Origin of the sequence: Pseudomonas sp. MF5691, assembly GCF_016405645.1 — a bacterium.
Taxonomy (GTDB): Bacteria; Pseudomonadota; Gammaproteobacteria; order Pseudomonadales; family Pseudomonadaceae; genus Aquipseudomonas; species Aquipseudomonas shahriarae.
On sequence record NZ_JAEKDC010000007.1, the window covers coordinates 240,140 to 263,571 of the forward strand.

Consider the following 23,432-nt stretch of genomic DNA (forward strand, 5'->3'; position numbering starts at 1 on the left):
ATGCAGCGTTGGATCAGAACTTGTATGTCATGCCCAGGCCGAAACCGTTGGCGCTGTTTTTGTACTTGGCGTTGTAGCTGGCCAACTGGTTGGAGCGGTTGACGCTGACTTCTTCTTCCTTGAGGTAGGAGTAGGCCAGGTCGATGGTCATGTTATCCATGACGGCGTAGCCCAGGCCAACGCTGAAGATGGTCCGGTCGCCGGTAGGGATACGTGGCGAACGATCAGTGCTGTTGGTTGGCGACTGGTCGAAGGTCAAGCCGGTACGCAGCACAACCTGCTTGGTCAACTGGTAAGAGGTACCCACGGCATAAGCCCAGGTGTCGTGCCAGTTCTGTTCTTCCTTGATGGTACCTACCAGCGTTGGGGCGAAGCCGCCGCCGGCGGTGGTCACGCCTTTGTTGTTGACGGTGATGTCCTTCAGACGGCTCCAGCGCGTCCAGGTGGCACCGGCATACAGCTTCCAGGCGTCGTTCATGTCCTGGGTAACCGATAGATCCCAGGATTCAGGGGTGTCGATTTTCAGCGAGGCGTCATAACGACCGGTCGCCAGGGCGCCGGAGGTGATGGCCGGGGCGTTCACTTCGGTGTGGCCTTCAAGCTTGTACTTGACCTTCGAGTGGTAGGTCAGGCCAACGCGGGTGCTATCGGTTGCCTGGACCAGCACGCCGGCGTTGAAGCCAATGGCAGTATCGTCGCCCTTGATCTTGATCCGGGTGTCAGGCGCAGCAGGGTTCAGTGTCAGTTCTGATTCCAGGGTGCCGGCAATGCGGTTGAAGGTTGGACCAAAACCGACGGAAACCCTGTCGTTGAAGGCATAGCTGACGGTTGGCTGGAAAGTGATGACTTGAACTTCACTTTTGCTGCCAAAGCCACGGCCCTGATATTTGCTCTCGTAGTCGGTAATCAGGCCGAACGGTGCATACACACCGAAGCCGACTGCCCACTGGTCACTGAGTTTGTTGGTGTAGAAGCCGAACGGTACCGCCGTGAAGGGGACCATGTCGCCTTTGTTGGTGCCGCTGGAGCGACCGCTGACATCTTTGATATCAGTGGAAGCATCAATTGCCGCAACACCGCCCGTGACTTGCTGGCCTTCAAGGCGAGCCATACCGGCAGGGTTGCCAAAAACAGTGCTTGCATCATCGGCAGAAGAAGAACGGCCCGCGAACCCGGTACCCATCCCGCTGACGCTTTGTTCGTTGAGGGCAAAGCCGCTTGCGAACAGTTGGGAGGAGGCCATGGCAACGGCGAGGCTAAGTGTGGTCTTGAGCATTACTTTTTTCATTATTAGAACTCCGGGGTGATCACCGCTGCGGAAAGTATCAATAAAATTAACTTAGCGCTATAGGCTGTAATGCCGGAGATAGAGCGGTTTTGTAGGACAATCCGACCAAAATTGCCGCTTTTTGCCGAATCTTGCAAAGCGCCCGATCAGCACGCGACCTGATTCATTGGGTTTACACAGGTTTGCCAGGCCTGGGTGTAATCCCGCAGCCGACCCTGAGGGTGAAATATTTCTTTCCAGATACGCGCCATTGCCAGCAGATCGTCGGGTTGGGGCAGTTCGGGGCGATGTTGTTCCACCAGCAACCAGGCGATGGCGGTGGCGTAGCGCAGGTTGACCGTCAGTTCCAGCTGCGGCCCGCTGAGGAAGGCATGCTGGCTGGCGAGGCCGCGCACCAGGCTGGCACGTTCCGGGTCGAGGGCCAGGTAGCTGTCCCATAAGGCCCTGTGGCGCGATTCGGTAATGCGGTACAGGCCGTGGCCGCGCCGGTCATGCAGGGCCGAGCCCAGTTCCGATTGGCTGGCGGCAACCCCCAGCAGCAGGGATTCTGCGGTTTGGCTGTGGCGACCCAGGTAAATCAGCGTGGGTCGGATCACATAACGACACAATTCGCTGGCGGCAATGCCCATAGAACCCTCGGAACCCTTGAAAATGGTCGGCGATGCCTGAGAAGAGGGGGCTTGGCAGCGGTGGATCGGATCTCAGGCTCGCCGGAGGCGGATCATGCCGCCTGAGTTGAAGTGTAGTGTCAGATTCACGACGTAAAGGTCTGTTTTTAAAATATTTTCGGTGGGTGGTTATAAGCGTTATATCTGTTTGACCTAAAGCCAACCGACAAAAAACCGAATTCCAGGCAATAAAAAACCCTGCTTTGCGGGCAGGGTTTTCGATGTTCAGCGTCGGGTCAATCAGGCAACCAGGGCCTGACGGGTACGCTCGATCACGGCCTGCAGCGGCTCTGCGCTGGAGTATTGATCGGGGTACAGGCGTTCGCTGTGACGAGCGATGCCGTGTTCGTTGACCAGGGTGAAGCTGAAGCAGCCTTTGCGAGCGGCCATGATCAGGCAGTTCATTGGAGCAAAAGCATTGGTGAGGGTGCGAATGGCATCCTGAGTATGGATTTGAGTGGACATATTATTGGTGTTCCTACAAATGACACGGATAAGAACCGTGCAACGTTAAAACGTTCCAGTGACGCTGATCACCATTGATCATGCGAAGAACCCGACTGGAACAAAGCAGCCAGTTTGAAGCGCTGAATAATTTGGCGCGCTTGGGCTGGCAGGTAGGTACTTAGGAGGGCAGGCAACACAACAGGGGCAAAGGTTCTGGGCCCAGGGTGAAGATCCTGATCAATTTGCAGGTTGGTTCGGTCAGAGTATGGAAACTTCGCGACACCCTTTGCATTGTTCAAAGGCAGTGTCGTCGCAAGTGATACCTGGAAACCATCGAGGTGGTCGATCCCATCAAGATTGACAAAACTTCTCTTTAGGGAAGCTACGTCGCGGGGATTTATTCGACCAGAATTGACTTTCAGCTTGGTACTAACGCTGCGGATAGTAATGGCTTGAAACCGGTAAAGCAAGTGTGTTAGCAAAAATACCTTACTTGGGCCCCTGGTACAGCCCACGCTTGTGTGTCACCCCTGTAACGTTTTGGGCCACAAAGCGGCGGCGATATAACCACTAGGCAGGTAGTTGTGCACATTGGTTGCGCAGTGTGTCACCAGGAAGGCGTGTGGTCGGATTAGCCCACGAATGCCTGCATCGAAAATTTAAGTCAATGAAAAATCTGGCTTTTTTTTATTGGTGAAAAAATCGTCAGTTTAAGCGCGGCCCCCGTTCCATGGGCCTTTGCGCGAGTTAAAGCACGGTTGTCCACTGAGTTATCCACAGCTTCTGTGGATTGTCCCAAGCGCTTGCTCTAGAACGGGCGTGCCGGGTTTTTTCAGCTTTACCCGTACGAAAAAAGGAGTAGAGTGGCGCGCCTTCCGTTCTGCCCTACAGTGCTTTATGAAGTTTCGCTCAGTATCACCCGCTGTTACCGACAACCCTCCGAGTGTTACCCCGCCCAAGCGTTTTTCTTTGAAAGTCGCGCTGTGGCTGCTGGATAACCCGCGCATTGGCGATAACCCCAATATCAAGCACTTCGCCGGGCGTTTGCTCAAGCAGCCCGCCCGTGAAGGGGTGGTCGTGGCGCAGAGTCGCCTGGGCCTGTTGATGTGCCGTGAGTGCGGCAATGCCCGGGACCGCCGCATCGGCCACGACCTGCTGCGCCAGGCCGCCCGTGCCGGCGACCCTGGCGCCCAGCGTGAACTGGGTCAGATCAAAGACTGAGCTGTCCACGAAGCGCCTGCTTGGTTAACCTTCCTCTTTTACCGTAATGGCAGGAATGGCTATGGCTTTTGACTGGACCAGTGTGGCACTGGGCCTCGCCGCTGCGGCGTTGCCTCTGATGGTCCTGTGCTGGCAGATCCAGCGTCGCCTGAACGCTCGCAGCGCCGGTTGGGAGCTGTTGGAGGAGCGCCTGGCTACCGCGCAGATGGCCCAGGAAGGGCTGGCCGCACAACTGGACGCCAGCCGTGACGAGATCAGCGACCTGAGCCAGGCCAATGCGGCCAAACAGGCCGACCTGGCGGCGGTACGCCGGGAAGTCGAGCTGCTGCAGATCGATCGCGACAACGCCCGCGATGCGGCCCACGCCTGGAACCTCGAGCGCTCCGCCAAGGAAGGCGAGCTGCGCCGCCTGGACGCCTTGTCGGCCTCCCTGCGTGCCGAACTGCGCGAGCAGCAGGACAGCCATCAACAACGCCTTAACGACCTGCAAGGCTCGCGGGATGAGCTGCGCGCGCAGTTCGCCGAGTTGGCCGGGAAGATCTTCGACGAGCGCGAGCAGCGATTTGCCGAAACCAGCCAGCAACGCCTCGGGCAATTGCTTGACCCGCTGAAGGAGCGCATCCAGTCGTTCGAAAAGCGCGTGGAAGAAAGCTATCAGAACGAGGCGCGGGAGCGATTTTCCCTGGGCAAGGAGCTGGAGCGCCTACAGCAATTGAACCTGCGCCTGTCGGACGAAGCCACCAACCTCACCCGCGCCCTCAAGGGGCAGAAGACCCAAGGCAACTGGGGTGAGTTGATTCTGGAGCGGGTGCTGGAACATGCCGGCCTGGAGAAGGGCCGCGAGTACCAGACCCAGGTCAGCCTCAAGGGCCCCGATGGCGAGCGTTTCCAGCCGGACGTGCTGATCATGTTGCCGGGCGACAGGCAGGTAGTGGTGGACTCCAAGGTCAGCCTCACTGCGTATCAGCAGTACGTGGCGGCCGATGACGAGGTGATCGGCCAAGCCGCCCTCAAGCAGCACGTGCTGTCACTGCGCAATCATGTCAAAGGCTTGGCCGGCAAGGACTACAAGCGTCTTGAAGGCTTGCACAGCCTGGATTTCGTGTTGTTGTTCGTGCCCATCGAGGCCGCGTTTTCGGCTGCGTTGCAGGCCGAGCCGAACCTGTTCCAGGAAGCCTTCGACCGCCATATCGTAATCGTCAGCCCTACCACCTTGCTGGCGACCCTGCGGGTGATCGACAGCCTGTGGAAGCAGGAGCGGCAAAGCCAGAACGCCCGGGAAATTGCCGAACGCGCCGGCTGGCTGTACGACAAGTTCGTATTGTTTATCCAGGACCTGGATGAAGTGGGTAATCGCCTACAACAGCTGGATAAGGCTTACAGTGCAGCGCGCAACAAGCTCACAGATGGTCGCGGCAATCTGGTCAGCCGGGTGGAACAATTGAAGCTGCTCGGCGCGCGCGCCAGTAAAGGTCTGCCTGCGGATCTGTTGGAAAAAGCGATGACCGACGAAGATGGCGTCGCCCAGCTACCTGACTAGACGCAGAACCGAAATGCGGGAGTGGGCTTTTGTGGGAGCCGGAGGACGCGCACGCTTCAATGATCAGGTCGGCTCTAAGGCCGCCTCGCTTTGCTTGTGATTTTGATCTCAGGCGCCCCGTTAAACCACGCTGGCCGTCATCCGATATTGATTTGGGGGGTAACCCGGCAGGACGCCGGGTTAGCCGCGCTGGGCCATGGATGGCCCATCGCGGCGGCCCCCCAAATCAATGTCGGATGACGGGCACACCGAGCCTAGGCGAGGTGCCGAGTGGTGGGGCAGGAGCCCTTTTGGTTACTTTTGGCTGGGCCGGCACTCCGGGCTCTTTTCCAAAAGTGACCCGCCGTAAGGGCGGAACCAATAGCCGCCGTGACCGTAGCAATGGATCTGTACACAACCCCAAGAACCACGAAAGAGTCGTGTAGATACCGTTGACCATCGCAGGCAAACCAACTCCCACACGTTACAACGGCAAATGCCGATTCAGCAGCGCCCGCAACGCCGCCGGTTTCACCGGTTTGGCCAGGTAATCCAACCCCGCCGCATGCACCTCGGCCACCATTTCCGGCCGGCCATCGGCGCTGATCACCACCCCCGGAATCGGTTCCGCCAGTTGTGCGCGCAGCCAACCCATCAATTCGGTACCCGTCTCGCCGTGGTCCAGGTGGTAATCCACCAGGGCCAATTGCGGGCGCATGCCTTCTGCCAGCAACACGGCGCATTGCGCCTGGTCGCGTGCGGTCCAGACCTGGCAGCCCCAGCGGCTCAACAGGCTGCGCATGCCAATCAGGATGCTGTCCTCGTTGTCCACGCACAGCACCTGGGCGCCGCTCAACGGCAGGCCCTTTTCCGGTGTGGCTTGTACCTGCACGCTGGTCTGCGCCTTGGCCAGCGGCACGCTGACGCTGAACACGCTGCCTTTGCCTGGCCATGAGCGCACGCGCAAGCGGTGGCCGAGCACTCGGCACAGGCCGTCAGCAATGGCCAGGCCAAGGCCCAGGCCCTTCTCGGCACGGGTCTGGTGGCTGTCCAGGCGCTTGAACTCTTCGAAGATGACTTTCTGTTTATCCAGCGGAATGCCCGGGCCACGGTCCCACACTTCCAGGCGCAGTTCGCCACGCCGCCGTCGTACACCCAGCAGCACCGGGCCGTGGGCATAGCGGAAGGCGTTGGTCAGGAAATTCTGCAGGATCCGCCGCAGCAGTTTGATATCACTGTCGACGCGCAAGCGACTGCCGCGCAGGCGGAAACGCAAGCCTTGCTCCTGGGCCAGCACCTTGAACTCCGCGCCCAGGGCGTCGAACAGTTCACTCAAGGCAAATGGCTGACGCTGAGGGTTGATCTTGCCGTTTTCCAGGCGGGAGATATCCAGCAAGTCGCTGATCAGGTCTTCGGCCGAGCGCAACGAACTGTCCAGGTGCTGCACCAGTTGCCGGGCTTCTCCGGACAAACCTTCGCTCTGGTGGGAGAGGGCGGCCGAGAAAAGTCGCGCAGCGTTCAGCGGTTGCATCAGGTCATGACTGACCGCGGCGAGGAAGCGGGTTTTCGACTGGTTGGCCGACTCGGCCACACCTTTGGCATCGGTCAGGGCCACGTTCAGTTGCGACAGTTCATGGGTACGCTCGGTGACCCGCTGCTCCAGGCCCTCGTTGGCCTCGGTCAGGGCCTGCTCGGCCTCGCGGAAGGCAGTAATGTCAGTAAAACTCATGACGAACCCGCCACCCGGCATCGGGTTGCCGATCAGCTCGATCACCCGGCCATTGGGAAACAGCCGTTCCGAAGTATGGGCCCGGCCCTGGCGCATCCAGTGCAGGCGCCGTGCCACGTGGACTTCGGCCTCGCCCGGGCCGCATAGCCCGCGCTCGGCGTTGTAGCGAATAATGTCGGCAATCGGCCGGCCGACGCTGATCAGGCCCTCGGGGTAGTTGAACAGCTCCAGGTAACGACGGTTCCAGGCCACCAGCTTTAGGGACTGATCCACCACGCTGATGCCCTGGGTGATGTTCTCGATCGCGCCCTGCAACAGCGCCCGGTTGAACTGCAGCACTTCGGAGGCTTCGTCAGCGATACGGACTACGTCCTCCAGCTGCATTTCGCGGCCTTCAATCGCTGCTTTCACCACCGCCCGCGTCGATGATGCACCCAGTACGCCAGCCAGCAGCCGTTCAGTGTGGGCGATCCAGTCGTTGTCGGCATTCTGGTTGGGGTTAAAGCCCTTGCCTTGGCGGTAGGCGAAGCGGATGAAGCTCTGTTGCGCCCGTTCTTCGCCGACAAAACGCGCGGCCAGGCTCAACAGGTCATTGATCTGCACCGAGAGCATGGAGCGGGCGCTGGCGCGCTGGCTGGTTTCCTGGCCGATGAACCGCCCGGCCTGCCAATGCTCCGAGACCCGTGTGCGCGACAGCACCGAGACCCAGGCGAACAGGGTGAAGTTACCCGCCAAAGACAGCACCACGCCCTGGGTCAGTGGGGTGATCGGCAGCCCCAGTGGGTTGCCATGCAGCCAGGCCAGGCCCGGGAAGATATTCAGCGACCAGCCCAGGCTATGGGCGGCAATTGGCAACACCAGGGTGTAGAACCACAGGAAAGTGCCCGCCGCCAGGCCGGCAAACACGCCGCGCCGGTTGGCTTGCTTCCAGTACAGCGCGCCGAGCATCGCCGGTGCCAGCTGGGTCACGGCGGCAAACGCAATCTGCCCGATGGTCGCCAGGCTGGCGGTGGAGCCGAGCAGGCGGTAGCTGACATAGGCCAGCAGCAGAATGATCACGATACTGACCCGGCGTACCGAGAGCATCCAGTGACGGAAGACTTCGAACGGGCGCTCGGCGTTGGTCCGGCGCAGCAGCCACGGCAGCAACATATCGTTGGAGACCATGGTCGACAGCGCCACACTGGCCACAATGACCATGCCGGTCGCCGCCGAAGCACCGCCGATAAACGCCAGCAGTGCCAGGGCCGGATGGGCTTCGGCCAGAGGCAGGCTGATCACGTAGGAGTCCGGCAGTACCGAGCTGGGCAGCAGCATCTTGCCGCCCAGGGCAATCGGCACTACAAACAGTGCGGCCAGCACCAGATACGCCGGGAACACCCACTTGGCCAGGCGCAGGTCCTGGGGCTCGATGTTCTCCACGACAGTGACGTGGAACTGGCGGGGTAGACAGATGATCGCCATCATCGCCACGCCGGTCTGCACCACCATCGAGGGCCAGTTGACGGTCTCTTTCCAGTACTCCTCCAATCTCGGCGCAAGCATCGCCTGGCTGAACAGATCGTTGAAACCGTCGTACAGGCCGTAGGTCACAAACGCACCCACGGCGAGAAACGCGAACAGCTTGACCAGAGACTCGAAGGCAATCGCCAGCACCATGCCACGGTGGTGCTCCGTGGCGTCGAGGTTGCGCGTGCCGAACACGATGGTGAACAGCGCCAGCACCAGGGACACGATCAGGGCGGTGTCCTGGGCCCGCGTGCCGGTGGCATCGGCGCCGGCGCCAATCAGCAGGTTGACCCCCAGCACGATGCCTTTGAGTTGCAGGGCAATATAAGGCAGCACGCCCACCAGGCAGATCAGCGCCACGACCACGGCCAGGGACTGGGATTTGCCATAGCGCGCGGCGATAAAGTCGGCGATGGAGGTGATGTTTTCCTGCTTGCTGATCAGAATCATCTTTTGCAGGACCCAGGGCGCCAGTACCAACAGCAGGACGGGGCCCAGGTAGATCGGTAAAAATGCCCACAACTGTTCGGCGGCCTGACCTACAGCGCCGAAGAAGGTCCAACTGGTGCAGTACACCGCCAGCGACAGGCTATACACCCACGCACGCACCCGCGGCGGCAGGGGCGCACGGCGGCGGTCACCGTAGAAGGCGATGGCAAACATAATGGCCATATAGGCCAGGGCAACGGCGGCGATCAGCCCGCTGGACAGCGTCATGAATACTCCGGACATAAAAACGCCCAGGCATTCCAGGCCCGGGACGACAGTCTCGCATGATGGCCGGGGTTAGTCAGTGCCGACGAAGGTCGGGTAGGGGGCAGTTCCTACGATCGTGGCGGCAGGGTCTTCTGGCGCAGGATGTAGATCGTCACCAGCACCGCGCTGGTCAGCATGAACCCGCGTGCCCAGGGCAATGGCACCAGGTAGCAAGAGATGCCAATGCTCAGCCACATCAGGCCGATTGCATAGACTTTGCCCTTGAGTGGGATGCCGTTGCCATCGAGGTAATCCCGAATCCAAGGGCCCAGGCGCGGATGGTTGACCAGCCAGTCGTAGAAGCGCGGTGAACTACGGGCAAAGCAGCCGGCAGCCAATAGCAGGAAGGGGGTGGTCGGCAAGACCGGCAGGAAGATTCCGATCACCCCGAGCACTACGCTCAACCAGCCAATGGCCAGCAGCACGTAGCGCACAATCGGGGAGCGGTTGCCCATGGGCGCCACGGGCGGGGGACTCAGTGATGGCGAGGCTTGAGGATCGCCGGTTTTTCGTCGGGGGCGTTGCACAGCAGGTACAGGGCGGTCAGTGCTTCCGGGATCTGTACGATCATGTCGTCCATCAGGTTGGCATCGCTGGCGATGTCGGCGAACTCAGGCTGGTCGTCGAACAGGCCGGAACCGACCATGATCGGCAGCAGCATTTCGCTGACTTCTTCCTCGGCGGTTTCGAACCAGGCGGCTTCACGCAGGAACACACCTTCCATGAAACCAATGCACCAGCCGCGCAGGTCGGAGTCGTCCGGCTCTTCGCCGAGGTCGAGCTCGCAGGGCAGCTCGAACTCTTCATCGGAGGCCAGTTGGCGGGAGATGTGGGCCTTGAGCTGGATCAGGGTTTCTTCGATCTCGCTGCGCTGGGCCTCATCCTTGTAGTGTGGCTCTTCGGCGAACAGGGCGTCGATCCATTCACGATCAGGAACCGGTTCGGAGCAGATCGACAGCGCAGTCAGGTAGCCATGGGCGGCCACGTAGTCCAGCGCCTCGTCATGCAGCTCATCGGCATCGAGGAAGGCTTGCAGGCGGTTTAGTTGCTCAGCGAAGGACATTGAAAGACTACCTTGGGAATATACGATGCTGAATTCTAGGCTTTCTTGAGCGTGCAGGCCAGCCGCACGGCATATTTGCAAGGTTTTCAGATGGGCCGCTATTCGTCAGCGGCGCCCTTTGCCGGGGAGTGCTCGGGTATACTGCCGCGTTTTGTGATGCCCCTGCAGGCCGGATGCGGTTGCGGGAAAAGTTCGCTTACGGATTATTTTCCGGCCAGGCGTGCTTTTTCAGCCAGCCTGTACAGAGGGATTTCGGTGGAATTTGGAGTTTTTCATGCTTGAACAGGCTCAACGCGTCCTCAAGGACATCTTCGGCTACGACAGCTTTCGTGGCCGCCAGGGTGCGATCATTGAGCGCGTGGCCAGCGGCGGTGATGCCCTGGTCCTGATGCCTACCGGCGGCGGTAAGTCGTTGTGCTTCCAAGTGCCGGCATTGTTGCGCGAAGGGCTGGCGGTGGTGGTCTCGCCGTTGATCGCGCTGATGGACGATCAAGTGGCCACCCTGGAAGAACTGGGCGTCGCCGCCGCCGCGTTGAACTCTACCCTGAGCGCCGAGCAGCAGCGCGACCTGGCGGCGCGGATCCGCCGCGGCGAAGTGAAAATGCTCTACCTGGCGCCCGAGCGTCTGGTCCAGCCGCGGATGCTGGCGTTCCTGCAGAGCCTGGAAATCTCCCTGTTCGCAATCGACGAGGCCCACTGTGTATCCCAGTGGGGCCACGATTTCCGCCGTGAATACCTGCAATTGGGGCAACTGGCCGAACTGTTCCCCAACGTGCCGCGCATCGCCCTGACCGCCACGGCCGACAAGCGCACCCGCGAAGAGATCGTCGAGCGCCTGCACCTGCAGAACGCCGAGCGTTTTCTCTCCAGCTTCGACCGTCCGAATATTTTTTACCGCATCGTGCCCAAGGAACAGCCGCGCAAGCAGTTGCTGGCGTTCCTTTCGGAGCGGCGCAGCGATGCCGGGATTGTCTACTGCCTGTCGCGCAAGAAGGTCGATGAAGTGGCGGCGTTCCTGTGCGAGCAGGGCTACCCCGCGCTGCCTTACCACGCTGGCCTGCCCAACGAACTGCGGGCCTACCACCAGAAGCGCTTCCTCAACGAGGAAGGCCTGATCATGGTCGCGACCATTGCGTTTGGCATGGGCATCGACAAGTCCAACGTGCGCTTCGTGGCCCATATGGACTTGCCCAAATCCCTGGAAGCGTACTACCAGGAAACCGGGCGGGCCGGGCGTGATGGCCTGCCGGCGGATGCCTGGATGGTCTACGGCCTGCAGGATGTGGTGATGCTCAAGCAGATGCTGCAGAACTCCGAGGGCGATGAGCGCCACAAGCGCCTGGAGCAGCACAAGCTCGACGCCATGCTGTCGCTGTGTGAAGAAACCCGCTGCCGTCGCCAGACCTTGCTCGCCTATTTCGACGAAGACATGCCCCAGCCCTGCGGGCATTGCGACAACTGTGTGGATGGTGTGCAGACCTGGGATGCCACTGAGCCAGCACGTCAGGGCCTGTCGGCGATCTTCCGTACCGGCCAGCGTTATGGCGTCGGCCATCTGGTGGATGTGCTGCTGGGCAAGGACAACGAAAAAATCCGCAGCTTTGGCCACCAGCACCTGTCGGTGTATGGCGTGGGCAAGGCGCGGGCTGAAGGCGAATGGCGCTCGCTGTTCCGCCAGATGGTGGCCCGTGGCCTGGTGGATATCGACCTGGAAGGCTACGGCGGCCTGCGCTTGAACGACAGTTGCCGGCCACTGCTCAAAGGCGAGGTCAGCCTGGAGCTGCGCCGCGACCTCAAGCCGCAGACCACTGCCAAATCCAGCAGCACCAGCCAGGCCAGCCAACTGGTGCGTGGCGAAGAGCGCGAGCAGTGGGAAGCCCTGCGTGCCTTGCGCCGCAAGCTGGCGCAAGAGCACAGCGTGCCGCCCTACGTCATCTTCCCCGACTCCACCTTGCTGGAAATGTTGCGTGAGCAGCCCACCACCATGGCCGAAATGGCTCGGGTCAGTGGCGTCGGTGCGCGCAAGCTGGAGCGTTATGGCCAGGCCTTCCTGGAAGTCCTGGGCGGCCAGGCCGAGGCGCCGAAGGAAGTCGCCGATATCCGCCACGAACTGATCAGCCTGGCCCGCGCCGGCATGACCCCGATCCAGATCGCCGGGCAGTTGCAGTGCTCGGAAAAGAACGTCTACACCTTGCTGGCCGAGTCCATTGGCAAGCAACAGCTGTCATTGGAACAGGCCCTTGATCTGCCGGAAGACTTGCTGGGTGAAATCCAGGATGCGTTTCTCGATGGTGAAGGCGAGTTGCCACCTGTTTCCGATATAGCACCGCTGTTCACCGGGCGGGTGCCTGAGGGTGTTTTGTACTGTGTACGGGCCGCTTTGCAGTCGGAATTCGAGATTTGATGCGTCAATTACGACAATGTAACGAATCAGTACATTGCAAACCTTGCCTACTGTCATAGGTCATGCTTAGCTGACTAATAATTAGCCACACTTTATTTTCAGTCTAACCCATGAGTTTTTTATGCCGTTAACCGATCAACACCGTTTTGGCATGCAGTTGGCGCAAATGTCCCGTGGCTGGCGCGCCGAGTTGGATCGCCGTCTGGCAGGGCTTGGGCTGTCCCAGGCCCGCTGGCTGGTGCTGCTGCATCTGGCCCGCTTTGAAGAAGCGCCGACCCAGCGTGAGTTGGCCCAGAGCGTCGGGGTGGAAGGGCCCACATTGGCGCGTCTGCTCGACAGCCTGGAAAGCCAGGGCCTGGTGCAACGCCAGGCTGTGCTAGAAGACCGGCGCGCCAAGCGCATTGTGTTGTGTGATCCGGCAAGGCCGCTGATTGATCAGATCGAGACTATTGCCACGGCTTTGCGCCAGGAGCTTTTTGTGGGGGTCGATGAGGAGGATATGCGGGTGTGCATGCGGGTGCATGGGCATATCCTGGCGAACCTGGAAAAGACCTGATCCGATTACGCCGCTGCTCAAAATGTGGGGGCGGGCTTGCTCGCGAAAGAGGTGTGTCAGCCAATATATCCGGTGACTGAACCACTGTTTTCGCGAGCAAGCCCGCTCCCACACAAGCCTGCTCCACCTCGGCTAAGTGTTTTTCTTAGAACGTCTGCCCAAGATTCAGATACACCGCCTTCTGATTGTCATCATTGAACCCATAACTGAAATTCAACGGCCCCAGCGGTGTATCAAACCCGAGGAAGATGCTCGCGGCATTGATATAGCCACTGTCGAATTCATTGTCGTTGTTCCACGCCCGGCCCCGTTCCAGGGAGGCGCCCAGGTACAGTGGGAAGTCCAGCGGCAGGTATGAGCGTGGGGTCAGGCGGCGGTAGTAGACGGCGCGCATCAGGCTGATGTTCTGCCCGGAAATCGCATCCTGGCGGAACCCTGACAGTTGCCGCGCACCGCCCAGCAGGAAGCTGGAAATCACCACGTCTGAATTGTCCAGAGTGCGCCCGTAGCGACCGCCCAATACCAGGGTGTCCGGGCCGTGGCTCATGGCCTTGTCCAGCTTGAACTCCCATTGCCGGTAGCGCTGGTCGGAGCCCAGGCCGGGTTCGAATTCGCGGTAGGCCAGGCCAATGTCTTCGCCGGTATGGGGGAAGTACACGTTATCCAGGGAATCGAACGAGTACTTCAGTTCGTAGAAGCCCTCGCTGAAGCTCACGCTTGGTAGGTCGCGGTCGCCAATGCGCACATCGGCCTTGCCCCAGGCCTCGCCGACACCGAAGCGGATTTCGCCGCTGTTGCCGATCTGCCGGCCGACGTTCAAGCCAAAACCATAGCGCTCCAGGCGGTACTCGGAGATCGGGTCGTTATCCAGGATCAGTTCGACGTTCTGCGCCTGGGCGCTGATATAGGGGGCGACGAAATAGCGGGAGCCGGTATCCATCGGCTGGTAGAACTCGCTGTACAGCTCCTGGCGATCACCGATCTGCACCCGGGTCAGCCATTCGGCGCCGAGGCGGTTGATGCCGTTGATGCGGTAGCTGGCGCCGAGGTTGAAGGCGCTGTCGCCGCGCATGTCATCGGACAGGTTGAGCCCCAGGCGCAGGTAGTCGGTGCCGCTGCGTTTGCCGCGCGCGCTGATGACCAGAGTGTTGTCCGGGCCTTTTTTCACCACGCGGTATTGCACCTGTTCGAAGTAATCCAGGCCGTACAGGGTGCCCATATCCGATTGCAGGCGCGCCAGGTTCAGGGGCTCGCCAATGGGTTGGCGGATGTAGTAGCGGATCACGTCGTCGCCGACTTTCGAGTCGTTCTCCACCTTGATCGCGGTAATCGTCGGGTTGCGCTGGCCCGGCGTGCGGGCGGCGGTCAGTTCGGCGTCCACGGACCCGGTTGGGCGCAGGCGTGCCAGGCGGGTATCCAGCGCGCGGGTGGCGCGGTAGCCGGCGTCGATCATGTCCTTGGCGCGGCCAAAATCGGTCACGCCATACGCGGCCAATGGTGGCTGGATCAGTACATCGCCTGCGTGCAGGGCCTTGAGTTGTTCTTCGGAATTTCGGCGGGTCATCAGGGTGATGGACTGGTTGAGCACATCCACCACCGTCGTCAATTGCTTGCGGCTGCGCAAGGGCGTGCCGATATCCACCACAATGGCGATATCGACCCCCATCTCACGCGCCACATCCAGGGGGATGTTGTCGGTCATGCCGCCATCCACCAGCAGCCGGCCGTCCAGCTCCACCGGGGCGAACACCGCAGGGATCGACATGCTGGCGCGAATCACCTGGGGCAGATGGCCCTTGCGAAACACCACTTTTTCGCCGCTGGTGATATCGGTGGCCACGGCGCGGAATGGAATCGGCAGCTTGTCGAAGTCGCGGGTGTTGCTGCTGTGGGCGAACATGCTCTCCAGCAGCAGCGCCAGGTTCTGGCCCTGGATCACGCCCAGGGGCAGGCCCAGGCTGCCGTCATCGCGAAAACTCAGTTTCTGCTTGATCAGGAAGTCCCGGTCATCCTGTTTGCGCCGGAACGGCACATCTTCCCTGGGCGGGGCATCGGACAGCGCCAACTGCCAGTCGATGCTCAGGGCGAGCTTTTCCAGTTCATCGATCTTGTAGCCTGATGCGTACAGCCCGCCAATCACCGCGCCCATGCTGGTGCCGGCAATCGCGTCGATGTGGATGCCTTGCTCTTCCAGGGCCTTGAGCACACCGATGTGGGCCAGGCCGCGGGCAGCGCCGCCGGAGAGCACCAGGCCGATTTTCGGGCGCGGGGCTTCCACGGCGTGGACAAAGACAGGGAGTAGGCACAGCAACAGGCAGGACAACAGGCGGCGCATCATCAATCTCGGGGCTGGACGATAAAGGCCGGTATTATAGCCATCCGATTCACCTGTCCCGTCATGCAGGAGTCTGTCATTTCATGTCCACTGCCAAGCCTGAGATTGTCATCACCTATTGCACCCAATGCCAGTGGCTGCTGCGCGCTGCGTGGCTGGCCCAGGAACTGTTGAGCACCTTTGCCGATGACCTCGGCAAGGTGGCGCTGGAGCCGGCGACCGGCGGGGCATTTCGAATCACGTGCGACGGTGTACAGATCTGGGAGCGCAAGGCCGATGGCGGGTTCCCGGAGGCCAAGGTGCTCAAGCAGCGGGTGCGCGACCAGATTGATCCGCAGCGAGACCTGGGGCACAACGACCGCGCCTCGTAAACGGCACTGCCGGCGCTTGGCCGGCAGTGTCGGGTGCTTTACTTGGCGGCCATTTTATTCTTGATCCAGCCGACGACAAACGTCAGCACCAGGCCGCCCACACCACCGCCAACGATATTGCTGCCGACCGCCGCAACATCCAGGGCTCCGCCCGCCGGCATGCCGCTGATGGCCGAGACGATCTGCCCCAGCACCAGGCCGCCGACGCCGCCGACCACGGTGTTGAGCCCGGAGCCCAGGCCTTGCTTGCTCAGGCCGGCGATATTGCCGCCGACCGCGCCGCTGATGATCTGAATGATCAGGGTGATAAACATGTCCATGGTGAAACTCCTGCAGAGCGTTAGGGGAGTGACCACTCGCATGCAGCAACTTCAAGGACCACGGCTGTCGTCGAGGAGTCTGTATCCGTTGAACGACAGCTGACTGTTGCGGATACAAAAAGTATAGATCAGGTCGCGGCCGCCGGTTGTCTGGCCTTGACAGGGCGGCTCATCAAGCCTGAGACGACTATGGCGGCAATAATCAGCACACCGCCCAGCAGCATGCGCAGGGTCGGGGTTTCGCTGAACAGCAGCCAGGCCACGGTGATGCCATACACCGGCTCCATGGCGAATACCACAGCAGCGGTGCGCGCCTTGAGCACCTTGAGGCTGGCGACAAACAAGCTGTGGGCCAGGCCGGTACAGAACACCCCCAACAGGCCGATCCACAACCAGTCCAGGGCGCGTACTTCTGCGAGGCCTGGTGCCGCGACGGGCAGCAGGCACAGGGCGACTACCACGTTCTGGCACAAGGCCGCCTGCACGGGGGGGATGCTGGCGCTGGCCCGGTTGTTCAATGACAGCAGCGAGAACAGCAGGCCCGAGACCACGGCCCAGACCAGGCCGCTGGTGGCCTGGCTGGCGAGGTCGAAGTCCGGGGTGACCAGCACCAGGCCGACGCTGACCAGCAGCACCAGCACCATTTCATTGGCGCGGATCCGCTCGCGAAAGATCAGCCCTTCGAGGATCACCGTAAACGCCGGGAACGTGGTGAAACCCAGCGTCGCAATCGCCACGCCGGCCACTTTCACTGCAATAAAGAAACTCACCCAGTGCCCGGCCAGCAGCAAGCCGCTGAGCAGCAGGCGCCGCAGGTCGGCGCTGTACAGCTTGTGCCAAGGGGTGTTGCTGGCGAAGCGGGCGAATAATGCCAGGGCTAGCACGGCGAAGGCGGCGCGGCCAAACACGATAATGCTCGGCGAGGCGGCGGCGAGTTTGCCGAAGACGCCGGTGAGGCCAAACATTAATGCACCGATGTGCAGGGCGCCGAGGGCTGTGCGCGGGGTCATGACAATCCTTAAAACAGTGGGCAGGCAGGCATCCAGTCTAGAGCGCCTGGCGCCTGGGTGTCTGTCGTGGGAATCGCCGGTTTTATCGCAGGACTAGCGCCGGTTGTCGAGTCGGCGCAAGGCTCCGGGCGAGCTGCCGAACTCGCGCAACACGGCGGCGGAAAACGCACTTTGCGAGGCATAGCCAACCCGCGCGGCGATCTCGCCAATCGGCAGGTGGCTGTCGCGCAGCAAGCCACGGGCCATGTGCAGGCGACGATTGCGGATGTAGTCCATGGGGGTCAACCCGCATTCGGCGACAAAGCGTGCATGCAAGCGGGCGACGGACATATCCGCCAGCCGTGCCAGATCCGCGACCTGCAGCGGGTAGGCCGCATGCTGGTCGATATGGGCATTGAAGGCGCCATAGGGCAGGCGTCGTGCGCCGGTGTGGGCGGGTGGCTGGCCATTGAGCGTGGCCAGTAGCAGCACCGCACCTTGTTGGGCGATCAAGGGGTCATCCAGTGCGCCGCTCGCCAGCCAGTTGACCAACTGGCCCTGGCGGCTATCCAGGCTCACCCGCGCCGGCCGATCCAGCAGGCGGCGACTGGCATCCGCGTGCTCGCCCAAGGATTGCACCATCCACTGTTCGTCGGGCACATCCAGTACCAGGCAGTGGCTGCCCTGGGGGCTGCCGCAGGCGTGATGGGCGGAGAAGGGCAGGACCATCACCCCTTGCGGGCAAATTTCGCCGCCGATGCCTTCCACCTCGAAATCCAGGCGGCCGGCCAGGCCGAACACCAGTTGCGCATGGTCATGGCTATGGGCAATCAGGTCGTGGGTGTAATGGCGCAGCGTGAGGGTCGGTCTCATCGCAATCTCCCGGGCAGGCCGGCAGTTTACACCGCCCGACGGGCGGCGGGCGCTGTCATCTGACTGACGCAAGACTGTCATGGGCTATTAATTGCCCGGGCGCAAGCTGGCGAAAACACCCCTGAGGTATGCCCATGACCAGCGCCGAGCTCGCCAAACCCAGCCGCAAGCAACGGGTTCGTACCCTGTGGATCTCCGACGTGCACCTGGGCACCCGGGACTGCCAGGCCGAACATCTGTCGCAGTTCCTCAAGGGCTACCACGCCGACAAGGTGTACCTGGTGGGCGATATCATCGACGGCTGGAAACTGCGCAGCGGCATGTACTGGCCCCAGGCCCACACCAACGTGATCCGCCGCCTGCTGACCATGAGCAAGCGTGGCACCGAGGTGATCTACGTCACCGGCAACCACGACGAGTTCCTGCGCCGCTATTCAAAGCTGATCCTGGGCAATATCCAACTGGTGGACGAAGCGGTGCATGTGACTGCCGATGGCCGGCATTTGCTGGTGATCCACGGCGACCAGTTCGACGTGATCACCCGCTACCACCGCTGGCTGGCGTTTCTTGGCGATTCGGCCTACGAGTTCACCCTGACCCTCAACCGCTGGCTGAACCACTGGCGGGCGCGTTATGGCTATGGCTACTGGTCACTGTCGGCGTACCTCAAGCATAAGGTGAAGACAGCGGTGAGCTTTATCAGCGATTTCGAGGAAGCCATCGCCCATGAAGTGACCAAGCGCGAGCTGCACGGCGTGGTGTGCGGGCATATCCACCATGCGGAGATTCGCAAGGTGGGCGAGGTGGACTACCTCAATTGCGGGGATTGGGTGGAGTCGTGCACGGCATTGATCGAGCACTGGGATGGGCATATCGAGTTGTATCGGTTGGCGGATGCCCAGGCCAAGGAGGCGCAGGTCAAGGCCGAAATGGTTGCTGGCTGAAGATCGCCTCGGTCAAAAAAATGTGGGAGCGGGCTTGCTCCCACATTTGGATAGCGTTTTGTCTTAGGGTTTACATACGTGCGCAATGGCATCGGCAAGCAACCCCAGGCGCGTCTCATCAATCCCGGCCACGTTGGCCCGCCCGGAACTGACCATGTACACGCTGTGTTTTTCCCGCAGCTGTTTCACCTGTTCGGCGCTCAGGCCGGTATAGGAAAACATCCCGCGCTGCACGCCGACATGGGCAAAACGCTCAGACAGCCCATGGGGCGCCAGCGCTTCGACCAGGCCTGAACGCAATTGCGCGATACGCGAGCGCATGCCTTCGACTTCGCTGCTCCACAGCTGTTTGAGCTCCCTATCACCGAGGATGGTCGCGACTACGGCAGCGCCATGATCCGGCGGTGTCGACCACAGGTTGCGCGCGATAAACGCCAGCTGGCTGCGCACATCCAGCAGTTTCTCGGCATCGTTGGCACACACAATCAGCGCGCCGACGCGGTCGCTGTACAAGCCGAAATTCTTCGAGCAGGAGCTGGTGATCAGCACCTCAGGCAGTTCATCGGCAAACAAGCGCACCGCCCACGCGTCCTGTTCCAGGCCATCGCCAAAACCCTGATAGGCGAAGTCGATCAGCGGCAGCAGTTGGCGCTCGCGCACGATCTGCAGGACCTGGCGCCAGTCGTCCTGGGACAGGTCGAAACCGGTGGGGTTGTGGCAGCAGGCGTGCAGCAGCACCACGTCGCCCTCGGGCACCGTGGCCAGGGTGGCGAGCATGGCTGGTACGTCGAGGCGGTTGTCACTGCCCACATAGGGGTAGTGGCTGACCTTGAGCCCGGCCTTGGCGAAGATGGTTTCGTGGATCGGCCACGTCGGGTTGCTCAGCCACACGCCACGGCCTGGCAGGCAGTGGGCGATAAAATCGGCGCTCAGGCGCAGGGCGCCGGTGCCACCTGGGGTTTGCGTGGCGCCGGCGCGTTGTGCCTTGAGCAGCGCGGAATCGGCGCCCAGCACCAATTCACTGATCAGGCGGCCGAAAGTCGGGTCGCCATGCCCGCCGATGTAAGTCTTGGTGGTTTGCTGGTCGACCAGGCGCTGCTCGGCGCGTTTGACCGCCTGCAGGATCGGGGTCAAGCCCTGGGCATCTTTATAGACGCCCACGCCCAGGTCGAACTTTTGCGGGTTGGTGTCCTTGGCATAGGACTCCATCAGCCCCAGGATCGGATCACCGGGCACCCGGCCAATCGCGGCGAAATGCATTACTTGCGGCCCTCGGCGTCCTTGGCCACTTCGTCAGTGCGAGCGGCCATGATGAAGTCGTTGCGGTGCAGGCCCTTGATGGAGTGGCTCCACCAGGTCACGGTGACTTTGCCCCATTCGGTCAGCAGGCCAGGGTGATGACCTTCAGCCTCGGAGATTTCGCCCATGGCGTTGGTAAAGGCCAGGGCGAATTTGAAGTTCTTGAACAGGAATACTTTTTCCAGTTGCATCACGCCGTCGCGCACTTCGATGTTCCAGTCGGGGATCTGCTTGATCAGCGCCGGCAGTTCTGCGTCGCTGACTTGTGGGGCATCGGCGCGGCAGGCTTCGCAATGGGCTTGGTTCAAGGTGGTCATAACGGTGTTCCTGAAATCGAGTATGTGGAATTCGGTTGCCAGTCGCGTCACCCTAAAGCAACGCGCGGCCAGGGAACAGACTCACCTGGCCTTTAAAGCATCAGTTCAAGCCGCCTTGGGCTTGGGGGGAAACTTTGGTGCATGCAACCCCAGCTGCATGCCGCGTTCGACCATGCCCATGATGTCTTCCTGCGCCACTTCGAACAGGCGCTTGAGGTTGGGCAGGGCGAAATACAGCGGCTGCAGGATGTCGATGCGATACGGCGTGCGCATGGCTTCCAGCGGGTCGAAGGCCTGATGCTCGGGCTCATCCGACAGGCAGTACACCGTCTCTTTCGGTGACGACAAAATACCGCCACCGTAGATGCGCCGGCCTTGGGGGGTGTCCACCAGGCCAAACTCGATGGTCATCCAGTACAGGCGCGCCAGGTACACGCGCTGCTCCTTGGTGGCCGCCAGGCCGAGCTTGCCGTAGGTGTGGGTGAATTCGGCGAACCAGGGGTTGGTCAGCAGTGGGCAGTGGCCGAAAATCTCGTGGAAAATATCCGGCTCTTGCAGGTAATCCAGCTCTTCGCGGGTACGAATAAAGGTCGCCACCGGAAACTGCTTGTTGGCGAGCAATTCAAAGAAGGTCTGGAAGGGGATCAGCGCCGGCACCCGCGCCACTTGCCAGCCGGTGGTTTCGGCCAGCACTTTGTTGATTTCGGCGAGTTGCGGAATACGGTCATGGGGCAGGCCGAGCTTGTCGATGCCGTCCAGGTATTCCTGGCAGGCGCGACCCTCGATCACTTTCAGTTGACGGGTGATCAGGGTGTTCCACACCGCGTGTTCTTCGGGCGGGTAGTGGATAAAACCTTGCGCATCGGGCTCGCGGGCCACGTAGTGCGTCTGTTTCATACGGCTCTCCTGCTAGGCATTCGTTCTTGTTATGTCCTGCTATGGGCTTATTGATACTCCGCCTGGCCGTGGATTCCACCCGCTGTTAAGGGAAGCCTGTAGGAAAAGTCGGTGTCTTTTGTAAAGTATTCGTTACGATTGTGTCGTCGAGCACGCTACATTGCGTTTTGCTGGTTTGAAAAGGGCGCTGGCTGTCACATAATCTTGACGACTATCTGCGTCCGGTGACAAAAAGACGCAGCCCGATCAGCCCTCCTACAACAAACCGGGCCTTTACATGCGTATCAAAGTGCATTGCCAGAACCGCATCGGCATCCTGCGGGACATCCTCAACCTGCTGGTGGAGTACGGGGTCAACGTGGCCAAGGGCGAGGTTGGCGGCGAACATGGCAATGCCATCTACCTGTACTGCCCGAACCTGGTGAATATGCAATTCCAGGCCCTGCGCCCGCAGTTCGAGGCGATTGCCGGGGTGTTTGGCGTCAAGCGGGTAGGGCTGATGCCCAGCGAGCGTCGGCACATGGAACTCAACGCCTTGCTGGGGGCGTTGGAATTCCCGGTGCTGTCCATCGACATGGGCGGCTCGATTGTCGCGGCCAACCGCGCGGCGGCGCAGTTGCTCGGGGTGCGGGTGGACGAAGTGCCGGGGATTCCCCTGTCACGCTACGCCGAGGACTTCGACCTGCCGGAGTTGGTGCGTGCCAGCAAGTCGCGGATCAATGGCCTGCGGGTCAAGGTCAAGGGCGACGTGTTTCTCGCCGACATCGCCCCGCTGCAATCCTCCGAACATGACGACAGCGAAGCCATGGCCGGCGCCGTACTGACTCTGCACCGCGCCGACCGGGTCGGTGAGCGCATCTACAATGTACGCAAGCAGGAGCTGCGAGGCTTCGACAGCATTTTCCAGAGCTCTAAAGTGATGGCGGCGGTGGTGCGTGAAGCCCGGCGCATGGCCCCCCTCGATGCGCCCCTATTAATAGAAGGCGAAACCGGCACCGGTAAAGAATTGTTGGCGCGCGCCTGTCACCTGGCCAGCCCACGTGGGCAGTCGCCGTTGATGGCACTCAATTGCGCGGGGTTACCGGAGTCGATGGCCGAGACCGAGCTGTTCGGCTACGGCCCTGGCGCGTTTGAAGGGGCGCGGGCGGAGGGCAAGTTGGGGCTGCTGGAACTGACGGCGGGCGGTACGTTGTTTCTGGATGGCGTGGGTGAAATGAGCGCGCGATTGCAGGTGAAATTGCTGCGCTTTCTGCAGGACGGCTGCTTCCGGCGCGTGGGCAGTGATGAAGAGGTTTACCTGGATGTGCGAGTGATTTGCGCGACCCAGGTGGATTTATCGGAATTGTGTGCCCGTAGCGAGTTTCGCCAGGACTTGTATCACCGGCTCAATGTGTTGTCGTTGCATATCCCGCCGCTGCGCGAATGCCTCGACGGTTTACCGCCACTGGTCGAGCACTTTATCGACCAGGCCAGCCGTCTGATTGGCTGCCCGCTGCCCAAGCTGGCGCCGGCGGCCATGGAGCGCCTCAGCCACTACCATTGGCCGGGCAATGTGCGGCAGTTGGAAAACGTGCTGTTCCAGGCGGTGTCGCTGTGTGAGGGCGGCACGATCAAGGCTGAACATATTCGCTTGCCGGACTACGGCGTGCGTCAGCCGCTTGGCGACTTTTCCCTGGAGGGTGGCTTGGAGGAGATCGTCGGGCGGTTTGAAAAGGCCGTGCTCGAAAGCCTGTATGCCGAGCATCCCAGCAGTCGCTTGCTGGGTAAGCGCCTGGGCGTGTCCCACACCACTATCGCCAATAAATTGCGCGATTACGAAGTGCTCAAGGCCGACAAATAAGCCCCTGACACAGCGGGATAAAAATGTGGGAGCGGGCTTGCTCGCGAAGGGGGTGGATCAGTCAATACTTGTCTCTTATACACATTT

General features: G+C 61.1%; 20 protein-coding genes. 7 read left to right on the forward strand and 13 right to left on the reverse strand.

Going from position 1 to position 23,432, the window contains the following annotated elements; translation table 11 throughout:
- Positions 1 to 13: 13 nt before the first annotated feature.
- From JFT44_RS13270 to JFT44_RS13280, 3 genes are all read right to left on the reverse strand, one after another.
- Complete coding sequence (locus JFT44_RS13270) at positions 14 to 1,288, reverse strand: OmpP1/FadL family transporter (protein WP_198792350.1); 1,275 nt, start codon at positions 1,286 to 1,288, stop codon at positions 14 to 16.
- 146 nt (positions 1,289 to 1,434) lie between these two features.
- Positions 1,435 to 1,917 carry a hypothetical protein gene (locus JFT44_RS13275; protein WP_057958860.1) on the reverse strand — a complete coding sequence of 161 codons (483 nt, stop codon included), beginning with the start codon at positions 1,915 to 1,917 and terminating at the stop codon, positions 1,435 to 1,437.
- A gap of 279 nt (positions 1,918 to 2,196) precedes the next feature.
- Positions 2,197 to 2,421 (reverse strand): hypothetical protein, encoded by a 225-nt coding sequence (locus tag JFT44_RS13280; RefSeq protein ID WP_007898912.1) that lies wholly within the window; start codon positions 2,419 to 2,421, stop codon positions 2,197 to 2,199.
- Between the two features lie 879 nt (positions 2,422 to 3,300).
- Between JFT44_RS13280 and JFT44_RS13285 the strand changes: the two genes are divergently transcribed.
- A complete protein-coding gene (locus JFT44_RS13285; protein WP_057438775.1) occupies positions 3,301 to 3,624 on the forward strand; it encodes a sel1 repeat family protein in 324 nt (107 codons plus the stop codon).
- Positions 3,625 to 3,799: 175 nt separating this feature from the next.
- Positions 3,800 to 5,164, forward strand: coding sequence for a DNA recombination protein RmuC (gene rmuC / locus JFT44_RS13290; RefSeq protein ID WP_162947788.1), 1,365 nt, complete (start codon positions 3,800 to 3,802; stop codon positions 5,162 to 5,164).
- 463 nt (positions 5,165 to 5,627) lie between these two features.
- Here the strand turns inward: rmuC and JFT44_RS13295 are convergent, their stop codons facing one another.
- From JFT44_RS13295 to JFT44_RS13305, 3 genes are all read right to left on the reverse strand, one after another.
- The gene (locus JFT44_RS13295; protein WP_115127648.1) at positions 5,628 to 9,098 is read right to left on the reverse strand and encodes a PAS domain-containing hybrid sensor histidine kinase/response regulator; all 3,471 of its coding nucleotides are present in this window, start codon (positions 9,096 to 9,098) and stop codon (positions 5,628 to 5,630) included.
- Positions 9,099 to 9,205: 107 nt separating this feature from the next.
- Entirely contained in the window at positions 9,206 to 9,592 is a 387-nt protein-coding gene (locus JFT44_RS13300) for a YbaN family protein (protein WP_057438777.1), read from the reverse strand.
- 20 nt (positions 9,593 to 9,612) lie between these two features.
- Complete coding sequence (locus JFT44_RS13305) at positions 9,613 to 10,200, reverse strand: YecA family protein (RefSeq protein ID WP_057438778.1); 588 nt, start codon at positions 10,198 to 10,200, stop codon at positions 9,613 to 9,615.
- Between the two features lie 274 nt (positions 10,201 to 10,474).
- On the opposite strand from JFT44_RS13305, the gene recQ reads away from it, so the two are divergent.
- A complete protein-coding gene (gene recQ / locus JFT44_RS13310; protein WP_057438779.1) occupies positions 10,475 to 12,604 on the forward strand; it encodes a DNA helicase RecQ in 2,130 nt (709 codons plus the stop codon).
- 121 nt (positions 12,605 to 12,725) lie between these two features.
- Positions 12,726 to 13,160 carry a MarR family transcriptional regulator gene (locus JFT44_RS13315; RefSeq protein WP_057438780.1) on the forward strand — a complete coding sequence of 145 codons (435 nt, stop codon included), beginning with the start codon at positions 12,726 to 12,728 and terminating at the stop codon, positions 13,158 to 13,160.
- Positions 13,161 to 13,305: 145 nt separating this feature from the next.
- Here JFT44_RS13315 and JFT44_RS13320 read toward each other — a convergent pair whose 3' ends face one another.
- A complete protein-coding gene (locus JFT44_RS13320; protein WP_115127649.1) occupies positions 13,306 to 15,495 on the reverse strand; it encodes a patatin-like phospholipase family protein in 2,190 nt (729 codons plus the stop codon).
- An 83-nt stretch (positions 15,496 to 15,578) separates the two neighbouring features.
- Between JFT44_RS13320 and JFT44_RS13325 the strand changes: the two genes are divergently transcribed.
- On the forward strand, positions 15,579 to 15,866 hold the full coding sequence (locus JFT44_RS13325; RefSeq protein ID WP_057438781.1) for a SelT/SelW/SelH family protein: 288 nt from the start codon (positions 15,579 to 15,581) through the stop codon (positions 15,864 to 15,866).
- Positions 15,867 to 15,904: 38 nt separating this feature from the next.
- Here the strand turns inward: JFT44_RS13325 and JFT44_RS13330 are convergent, their stop codons facing one another.
- From JFT44_RS13330 to JFT44_RS13340, 3 genes are all read right to left on the reverse strand, one after another.
- Entirely contained in the window at positions 15,905 to 16,186 is a 282-nt protein-coding gene (locus tag JFT44_RS13330; RefSeq protein WP_120732214.1) for a hypothetical protein, read from the reverse strand.
- A gap of 128 nt (positions 16,187 to 16,314) precedes the next feature.
- The gene (locus JFT44_RS13335; protein WP_057958865.1) at positions 16,315 to 17,196 is read right to left on the reverse strand and encodes a DMT family transporter; all 882 of its coding nucleotides are present in this window, start codon (positions 17,194 to 17,196) and stop codon (positions 16,315 to 16,317) included.
- A 93-nt stretch (positions 17,197 to 17,289) separates the two neighbouring features.
- Entirely contained in the window at positions 17,290 to 18,048 is a 759-nt protein-coding gene (locus JFT44_RS13340) for an AraC family transcriptional regulator (RefSeq protein ID WP_198830792.1), read from the reverse strand.
- A gap of 134 nt (positions 18,049 to 18,182) precedes the next feature.
- Between JFT44_RS13340 and JFT44_RS13345 the strand changes: the two genes are divergently transcribed.
- On the forward strand, positions 18,183 to 18,992 hold the full coding sequence (locus JFT44_RS13345) for a UDP-2,3-diacylglucosamine diphosphatase (RefSeq protein WP_057438785.1): 810 nt from the start codon (positions 18,183 to 18,185) through the stop codon (positions 18,990 to 18,992).
- A 63-nt stretch (positions 18,993 to 19,055) separates the two neighbouring features.
- Here the strand turns inward: JFT44_RS13345 and JFT44_RS13350 are convergent, their stop codons facing one another.
- The 3 genes from JFT44_RS13350 to phhA all read right to left on the reverse strand — a co-directional run bounded on the left by JFT44_RS13350 (position 19,056) and on the right by phhA (position 21,505).
- Positions 19,056 to 20,252: an amino acid aminotransferase gene (locus tag JFT44_RS13350; RefSeq protein WP_115127652.1), complete on the reverse strand. Its 1,197-nt coding sequence runs from the start codon at positions 20,250 to 20,252 to the stop codon at positions 19,056 to 19,058.
- The gene (locus tag JFT44_RS13355) at positions 20,252 to 20,608 is read right to left on the reverse strand and encodes a 4a-hydroxytetrahydrobiopterin dehydratase (RefSeq protein ID WP_115127653.1); all 357 of its coding nucleotides are present in this window, start codon (positions 20,606 to 20,608) and stop codon (positions 20,252 to 20,254) included. The genes JFT44_RS13350 and JFT44_RS13355 overlap by 1 nt, the downstream gene beginning before the upstream one ends.
- 105 nt (positions 20,609 to 20,713) lie before the next feature.
- On the reverse strand, positions 20,714 to 21,505 hold the full coding sequence (phhA, locus tag JFT44_RS13360) for a phenylalanine 4-monooxygenase (protein ID WP_057444562.1): 792 nt from the start codon (positions 21,503 to 21,505) through the stop codon (positions 20,714 to 20,716).
- Between the two features lie 277 nt (positions 21,506 to 21,782).
- On the opposite strand from phhA, the gene JFT44_RS13365 reads away from it, so the two are divergent.
- Complete coding sequence (locus JFT44_RS13365; RefSeq protein WP_186626317.1) at positions 21,783 to 23,345, forward strand: sigma-54-dependent transcriptional regulator; 1,563 nt, start codon at positions 21,783 to 21,785, stop codon at positions 23,343 to 23,345.
- The last annotated feature ends 87 nt before the right edge of the window (positions 23,346 to 23,432 follow it).